A 7782-nucleotide genomic window follows, 5' to 3' on the forward strand; every position below is an offset into this window, starting at 1 on the left:
CGGTATATTGGCAAAATCCAGTAGCTACAGTTACTTTTTCTTGTACCATAATTATTACAACTAAGTTTAAGATGTTTTTTATATGTTAAGTAAAGATTAATCCTAATTAACATAACCTATCCATAATTATTTTTTTACATTAAATATATTTTTCTATTTTACATTGCTCATATACTTCTTTCCCTATTAATGTAATTGCTTGTTGAGGACAATTACTTATACAGCGATAACACATGGTGCATTTTTGTCCGCTAATTGATTGCCCATTTTTCATAGATAAGTTTCCCATTGGACATAATCTAACACATGAGCCACATCCATTGCATTTTTCAAGATTTATTTTAAGCTCATCCGTATAGCTTTTAGTTTTTCCGTAAAACCATAATCGCTGACCAAATAACCCTACTAGATGGCAGGCAATTCCTAATCCATCCTGGGTTGCTTTCCCATTTTTAAGACTATTTGATGATTTTTTAATCTTCTCATCCGCTTGTTCTACAAGATTTTTGTTTTCTTCTAATGTTTTTTTTAGTAATTTTACATCACCTATACAATCAGGCATTTTCAAATGGAGACCACCTATAATTTCAGCACCATATTTAGTAAGTAACCTTGCACTACAGCCAGTACCATCACCACTAAATAATCCCATTGTTGTAATGATAAAGATTTTTTTACCTTTAAAGCTTTCTTTATTATCTAGAATAAAATCTCTTACTATTTTGGGTGAATTACTATAATAAATTGGATATCCTAAAACAATGAAATTATTTTTATCTATTTTTTCTATAACTTCTTCATCTTCAATAGAAATACATTTTGCTAATTTATCAAGTTCTTTCACAAATACCTCAATACAATGCCTTGTATTTCCAGTCCCACTAAAATATACTCCCAGCATCTCTTCCTCACTCTTCCTATTTATTTTATTAAGTTCTCTTTTCATTTAATATATTAATTTCAATTATATTTAGCAAAAGTTCCTAAAACCCTTGATTTAAAAGCATTTATTGCACCCATCACTATTATGACAGGTTCCCCATGATCCCTTAACCTTTTTAGATTTTCCATAGCTTTTACTTGCATCTTTTATAAATGGTTCCTCTTCTTTTGAAACTATTTTTACATTCCACTCTATATTGCTTTTTAAGGCACTTTGAGTAATATTTGAAGAACCTATTATAACTTTGTAATCATTCTCATTTTCAAATATGTATACCTTTGTGTGAAAACCCTTTTCTCTATCTGCTATAAATATTTTCATATCTATATTGCTAATGTATCTAGTAACAACTGTACTCCACTATAATTTATAAATGCTACACTAAAATAAAATGATTTACGTTCTTTAAGGCTTTTATTTAGTTCATTTAGTAGGTTACTGTGCCTTGAATTTATAATTAGTTGTTTTGATTCCTCCATTATTTTCCCCTTATTTTTTATGAATATGCTTAGATTATAGCATAAAAGAAAAGATGCGTCCCTATTTTAGCTAGTGAGCATCCTTTTATATGATTTTTTGTATATTTTATTGTAATGATTAACATGTCTTATCAAGAATCATATTTGATATTTACTCTCTAATCAATTGTATGATTAAATCGTCATGTAAAATTTTTCGGTAACAATTATCTATTCTTCAGTCCTAAATCTTGATTTCTCTATTTTAACCAATTCTCCATCTATCTTATATTCAGTATATAATTCATTATTTGATATAAGTTCCACATTACCATAATGTATCTGTCTATGATGATTTGGACATACACAAATTAGGTTATCAACTGATAACTTAGTATTGTCAATTTCATTAACTGGTATAATATGATGGGCTTCTACATAATATTCTCCGTTTTTTTTCTTAAAAGAATATGAATTAAGATTTAAAGCCTCACAAATTTGACATTTAAAACCTATATACTTTTTGAACTCACTCGCTATTCTACCTCGTTCTACAATTTTTATAATTTTTTCTTTTTTCTTAATATCAACTTTTTCATAAAATTTATTTAAAGCTTCTATTCCACCTTTACTATCACCAAAATTATACTTATCTTCCTCAGTCACATCTTTATATATAAATAAACTTGTATTTTTAACTATTAAATTTATAACCTCATCATAAGTATCTTTGAGTAATGACATATCAGCCGCTTGGTGACCTTTTATCAAATATTTATCCTTATTTAAAAAGGCATTATTTTTTTCATTGAATATAATAGGCGTGTTTATTAAATTTTTAATTACCTTTATTCTAACTCTCCATTTAATCTTATTTGCATCCTCAATGTTGGCATAAAACTCACTGTCATCATCTTTTTTGAATTCAGGATCTGACGTAACCTCAACTATTGCATATACACCTGATTCTAATTTATTTTTACCATTTAATTCTTTCTTTGTTCTAGAATCTGAACCAACTCTAAGTACTCCCATATCCCCGATCTTCATTTTATCCTTATCATATTCTCTAATTGAATAATAAATTTCATCATCTACCTTTGCACTATTTAAAAAATCATCTATATACCAATATTTAGGATTAGCTAAAAATGTCCAATGATTTAAGTTTTCACCGAGAGAGATATCCTGAATTTTACTAACTTTAGATATACTATCTACATATTCTTTTCCACTTTCTAATTCTTTTAATGTAAAATAACACTGATTATTTTGACGTGGTTTCTTTGGTTTGTGCGTCAATTCTTTTTCATATTTTAATATATAGAATTTATATGGTATATCTTTAGTTCCAAAAGTAAATCCATTTTTTCTATCTTTTATATAATTAATTAACCTATTTTTAGTATATTCATCTATGTCGTACATACTTATCTCATTTAAATCATCTGGCTTCATTACTATAGTTCTTTCTACTGTAAATATTTTTTCCATTATTCCACCTAATTTTCTAAATGTAAAGTACTCTGTTTTCTTGTAGTTATATGATTCTGTATTTGGATGTGCATGTATACCATATTTATATATAAGATCTATTGTACCAGACGCGGGTATTGAAATAACCTCATATTTATACTTACCGTGCTTTTCCATTTTTATACTCCCCCTGTATAATATAGCTATAACTTTTAATAAATTAGTGAACGTTAACAGCTTGTCTTATTTTTCAGTCTTTTAACAACTCTCTTGTATACTAATATAATTTTTAGACTTGTTAAAATAGATTTAATTATATATTATATTCTTTAACTCATTTTTTCTATATAAAGCATGTACGTATATATGTACACATTTTATAAGTAAAAATCAATATACTATTCTATTCGTCTTTAAAGTAATTATACAAAACTTCTATATTATAGGGCACACTGTCTCAAGCCATGAGTTTATTTTTTACAAAATAATAGCGCTGACAGTAATAATTCCACTCTTGTCTAACGATAATTATGGATCTTTTATTACCATCAACACTGAATGTTATACAGCCTATATTTTCCTAGGTTACTCTTTTGATAACATATAATTATCTGTGTTAAAATGAGATATAGTATTTTTGTCAACATCTCATTTTACTGATTAAGCATTATGATACTATTTATAATATTTCTTTACTACAGTTTTACTATTAACTTATATCTAATGTATTTGCCTTAAGTCCATTTATAGTCATAATCAGTTTATTTCTTTCCTCAACATGATTTTCAAATAAATCAATTATACCACCTACTGTTCTAAATGGATCTTCCATTAGTACCCCATTATCCTCTATAAATCCATTCTTAACAACATAATCAACTATAAGTTTAACAAAATGTATTTGCTTAGAATTAAAACTTTCATTATTTAAAAACTCAGAAAAAGCATCATTTGCAGCATTTCTATCAAGTCCTAATATCTTTCTAACCAGCTGGGTAACTGGAGTATCCCCAAACTCTTTTTGGTAATCAGAAGGATTTCCTAATTGATTAAAAATTATATCTTCTAAAGTTTTTACATCTTGCTTAGTTATCTTCTTATTATTTCTCAGCTTATATATAGCCAGTTCATCTTTATGACTATTTAAATAATGTTCTACCTTCTTTTTATAATCTTTAAGGTCATTTGCATTATACATAGAATTATTAGTTTCCTCAGCTATAATCATATCTGAAAAACCTGTGTAATATATAGTTTGTGCAGATTTTTCAATGTATTTAATAAGATCTCTAAGTGCTATACGTACTTTATCTAATTCAAATATATCTGCACTTTCCCAAAACTCTTCACTCATAGCCTTTTCTATCATATACTTTTGAGCTTGCACTTGTGGTACAGTTCCTAATTTTGATAGCTTTTCAGCTGTATATATTACACGCTTTATTCCCTTAGTTGCGTTATTATTTTGTAAGTATGCAAGAGTTATACTATACATTACGATGTCAAATCTCTTTGCTAATTCATCATCCTCATATGAAATTATCAGTGGTGCTATATGTTTTTTTATATCATCTTGAGCTACTGCCCCTATAGCATTCCATTCACTTTCATTTTTATAAATTTCAACATATTTTAAATGCATCCTAACTAAATAACTGTCCCCATCTAGAGATTTTACAGAAGCGATTAATTCATCTAATAGTTCTTTTCTAAACTTTTCATACTCACCTTCTGTGTATTTAAGATCTTGAAGTTCTTTTACTATACTAACCTTTAAATTAAATAGCTTCTCTGAAAGTGTTTCAGCCTTTCCACCTTCATACCCCTTTGGATTAAACTTGAAAAATTCGATATTATTGCCAAAATCAAATATTAAAAACTTCTCCTTATCTATTCCTACTCCTAATAAATCAGGGCATAATCTAGTACCTCTGCCTATCATCTGCCAAAACTTAGTCTTACTTCTTACCTTTTTGAAGAATACTAGGTTTAAAATCTCAGGTATATCAATGCCAGTATCAAGCATGTCAACAGAAACTGCTATTTGAGGCATTTTATCTTTTTCAGAAAAATCATCAATTATAGAATCTACATACTCTATACTATAATCCACAGCCTTTGCAAAATCATTCCCATACTGTGGATATAATTTATTAAATCTTTCAACTATAGCCTTAGCATGTCTAGTATTTTTAGCAAATATTATAGTTTTCCCTATTTTTTCTTCACCCTCAACTTTTAAACCTTTGTTCATTAGCTCTTTTAAAACTAAGTCTATTGTATTAGTATTAAATAACCATTCATTTATAGCTGTATTCCCTATTTCATTATCTATACTTTCATCATCACTAAATGTTTCTTCAAACTCTAGCTTTTCTTCTTCACTAAGTTCATCATATTTAATTCCATCTTCCATAACCTTAGTTTTAATTTCAATGCTAGTATAATCAACCAAATATCCATCCTCTACTGCCTTGTCATAATCATAAGCATATGTTGGCACTCCATTTTCCATATCAAATATAGAATAAGTATTTTTATCTATATCATCTTTTGGGGTAGCTGTAAGACCTATTAAATATGAATCAAAATAATCAAATATTGACTTATACTTTTTATAAACACTTCTATGAGATTCATCTATAATGATTAAGTCAAAGTGACCAGGTGTAAACAATCTCTTTCCATCCTTAGATTTCGTATCATCAATAGCATTCATCATAGTTGGATAAGTAGAAAATATCATTCTAGCTTCTTCCGGATTATCTTTATTATCTAATAAGTTACATAAAGCTAAATTTGGTAACAACTTAGAAAAGTTATTTTTTGCTTGTTTTACAAGAGCTTTTCTATCAGCTAAAAATAAAACATTCTTTACCCAATTATGCCTTGATAATACATCCACTATAGAAATAGCTGTTCTTGTTTTTCCTGTACCTGTTGCGCAAACTAAAAGTGCTTTTCTTTGTTTTCTTTCAAAAGCTTCACATACCGCTATGATAGCTTCCTTTTGATAATATCTATTTGATATATCATCATTTATTTTAATATTTCTCAAACTTTTTTTAGATGTTCTTCTATCCACCATTAATTGAAGTTCACTCTTTTTGTAGAAACCATATACTCTTCTTTCATAATAATCATCCCATATAAAAGTCTCAAACCCATTAGAGTAAAATATTATAGGCCTTTGATTATATCTTTTTTCTAGACAGTTAGCATAAAGCTTAGCTTGATGTTGTCCAACTTTAGGATCTCTACTTGTCCTTTTTGCCTCGACTATTGCAAGAGGTTTTCCGTTATCACCATATAATACGTAGTCAACGTAACCTAGTCCCGTTTCATTAGGCATTCCCTTAACCTCTACTTCTTCACGGATATCTTTTGTAAACTCCCACCCTGCAAGTTTTAGTTCTAAATCAATATATCTTTTTCTTGTTTCAAATTCATTTATTTCGGCAACTTGAAAATCATAGTTTTCAGCATTAGCCTTTCTCTTTTCAGTTAATTGTTTTCTTAAATTCCCATTTTCCCTTATCATTTCTTCAAGCCTTTTATCTTTAGAACTTAATCTCTCGTAAAGGTCTTTAAGTTCTTCTGGTCTTGTTCTTTTCTCCTCGCCTTGAAGTAATAATGCTTCATCAAAGTCAGTTGCAGTATATTCATCTGAATAACAGTAATCTATCCAACTAACAAATTGATGTAAATTATGAAGAGAAAGTATCGCTTCTTCTCTTTCTATTATTTGATTAGTATGAACAGATACATTCCCTAACTTAACTATATATTTAAGCATAGGCAGCATATCATAATCTATAAGTTCTATAAAAGTGTTGTTATGAATTAGTGAACTAAGATTTTCCTGGTATGGTAGCTTTAGGTCACTATCATTGGTGTATAGCCACTTAACAGCAAGCTCTAAAGCCCTCCTTGTGATAGTTGCACAAGTTGATGGACTTACTAATATACTTTTTTCAGCTTCTATACATGCATTGCCGAAACTATCAAAATTTTTCTTGTTTATCAAAAACTCAAAATTACTCAAGATCCTCCCCCCTTTTTTAAACGTTAACTTCTTGAGTTAAAATATATTTCTATCCTTGATTATTTTTCTAAATAAACGTTACTTCCTCTATATATATAATAGCTTGTATTAACTAAAATCTCATCATATAAATTATTTTTATTTGCTTAATAAACTATTGCACTATAAGATTTACCCTCTTACAGTGACCTTCGCGGACTATATCCCATCTATGTAGATTGGTTTTCATCTTTTTATCTCACAACTTTTTAATAATTTCTCTTTAAATACCCTTTATATTAAAGGAGTTAAGCCTCTCTTCTAATGATTTTAAACTAGTCTCAATTTCAAATTTCAATTTTTCGACTTGTTTGACGAAGTCTTCAAATTGATTTTGAAGTTCTATTGGTGGTATTGGAACTTCAAAACTTCTAAATTCATTCATAGTTACTCTCGGCATTTTTGCACCTGAAACTTTTTCACTTATATAATCTACAAATGATTTATTTCTTAACATATGTGCTAAATAATATCTATTTAATACTCCTCTTACAGGTTGTAATGGAACCATTTCAGATGTAGCATATCCAATTTCATTTGGTATAACTACTTTATTCAAGTATGGTCTTAGCTTTGAGTATAAAATATTTGTCGTATCAAATGTACAAGTTGAATTTCCTATTTCATCTGTTGTTACATAGTTATATCCAATAATATTTCCTGTATTTGATTCAACCATATCTAAATTTAGTAACCACACTTTGCATTTGTTAAAATCACCTTTATAGTTAACTACAGGTGCTACATCATTCATCTTTCCTGTTTTCCAGCCTTTAACGTTTCTAATTGGGTCACCAAACATCTCGATAAATCTTGATTTA

General features: G+C 28.3%; 6 protein-coding genes. All 6 read right to left on the reverse strand.

The window, feature by feature from the left end:
• Window positions 1–139 precede the first annotated feature (139 nt).
• Entirely contained in the window at window positions 140–901 is a 762-nt protein-coding gene (locus tag BUB34_RS04050) for an EFR1 family ferrodoxin (RefSeq protein ID WP_073124486.1), read from the reverse strand.
• Window positions 902–997: 96 nt separating this feature from the next.
• Window positions 998–1264: a phospholipase D-like domain-containing protein gene (locus BUB34_RS13860; RefSeq protein WP_073124488.1), complete on the reverse strand. Its 267-nt coding sequence runs from the start codon at window positions 1262–1264 to the stop codon at window positions 998–1000.
• Between the two features lie 2 nt (window positions 1265–1266).
• On the reverse strand, window positions 1267–1422 hold the full coding sequence (locus BUB34_RS13865) for a phospholipase D-like domain-containing protein (protein ID WP_330392739.1): 156 nt from the start codon (window positions 1420–1422) through the stop codon (window positions 1267–1269).
• A gap of 210 nt (window positions 1423–1632) precedes the next feature.
• Complete coding sequence (locus tag BUB34_RS04060) at window positions 1633–3054, reverse strand: EVE domain-containing protein (RefSeq protein ID WP_073124490.1); 1422 nt, start codon at window positions 3052–3054, stop codon at window positions 1633–1635.
• Between the two features lie 532 nt (window positions 3055–3586).
• Complete coding sequence (locus BUB34_RS04065) at window positions 3587–6922, reverse strand: DEAD/DEAH box helicase family protein (RefSeq protein ID WP_143153305.1); 3336 nt, start codon at window positions 6920–6922, stop codon at window positions 3587–3589.
• A 262-nt stretch (window positions 6923–7184) separates the two neighbouring features.
• The coding region (locus tag BUB34_RS04070; RefSeq protein WP_200787851.1) for a restriction endonuclease subunit S at window positions 7185–7782 on the reverse strand (598 nt) is incomplete at its 5' end.

It is taken from the genome of Asaccharospora irregularis DSM 2635, from assembly GCF_900129815.1.
GTDB classification, from domain to species: domain Bacteria; phylum Bacillota; class Clostridia; order Peptostreptococcales; family Peptostreptococcaceae; genus Asaccharospora; species Asaccharospora irregularis.

Coding starts and splice junctions, on each gene's coding strand:
- BUB34_RS04050 (WP_073124486.1), bottom strand. CDS start 901: ATGCTGGGAGTATATTTTAGTGGGACTGGAAATACAAGGCATTGTATT.
- BUB34_RS04060 (WP_073124490.1), bottom strand. CDS start 3,054: ATGGAAAAGCACGGTAAGTATAAATATGAGGTTATTTCAATACCCGCG.
- BUB34_RS13860 (WP_073124488.1), bottom strand. CDS start 1,264: ATGAAAATATTTATAGCAGATAGAGAAAAGGGTTTTCACACAAAGGTA.
- BUB34_RS13865 (WP_330392739.1), bottom strand. CDS start 1,422: ATGGAGGAATCAAAACAACTAATTATAAATTCAAGGCACAGTAACCTA.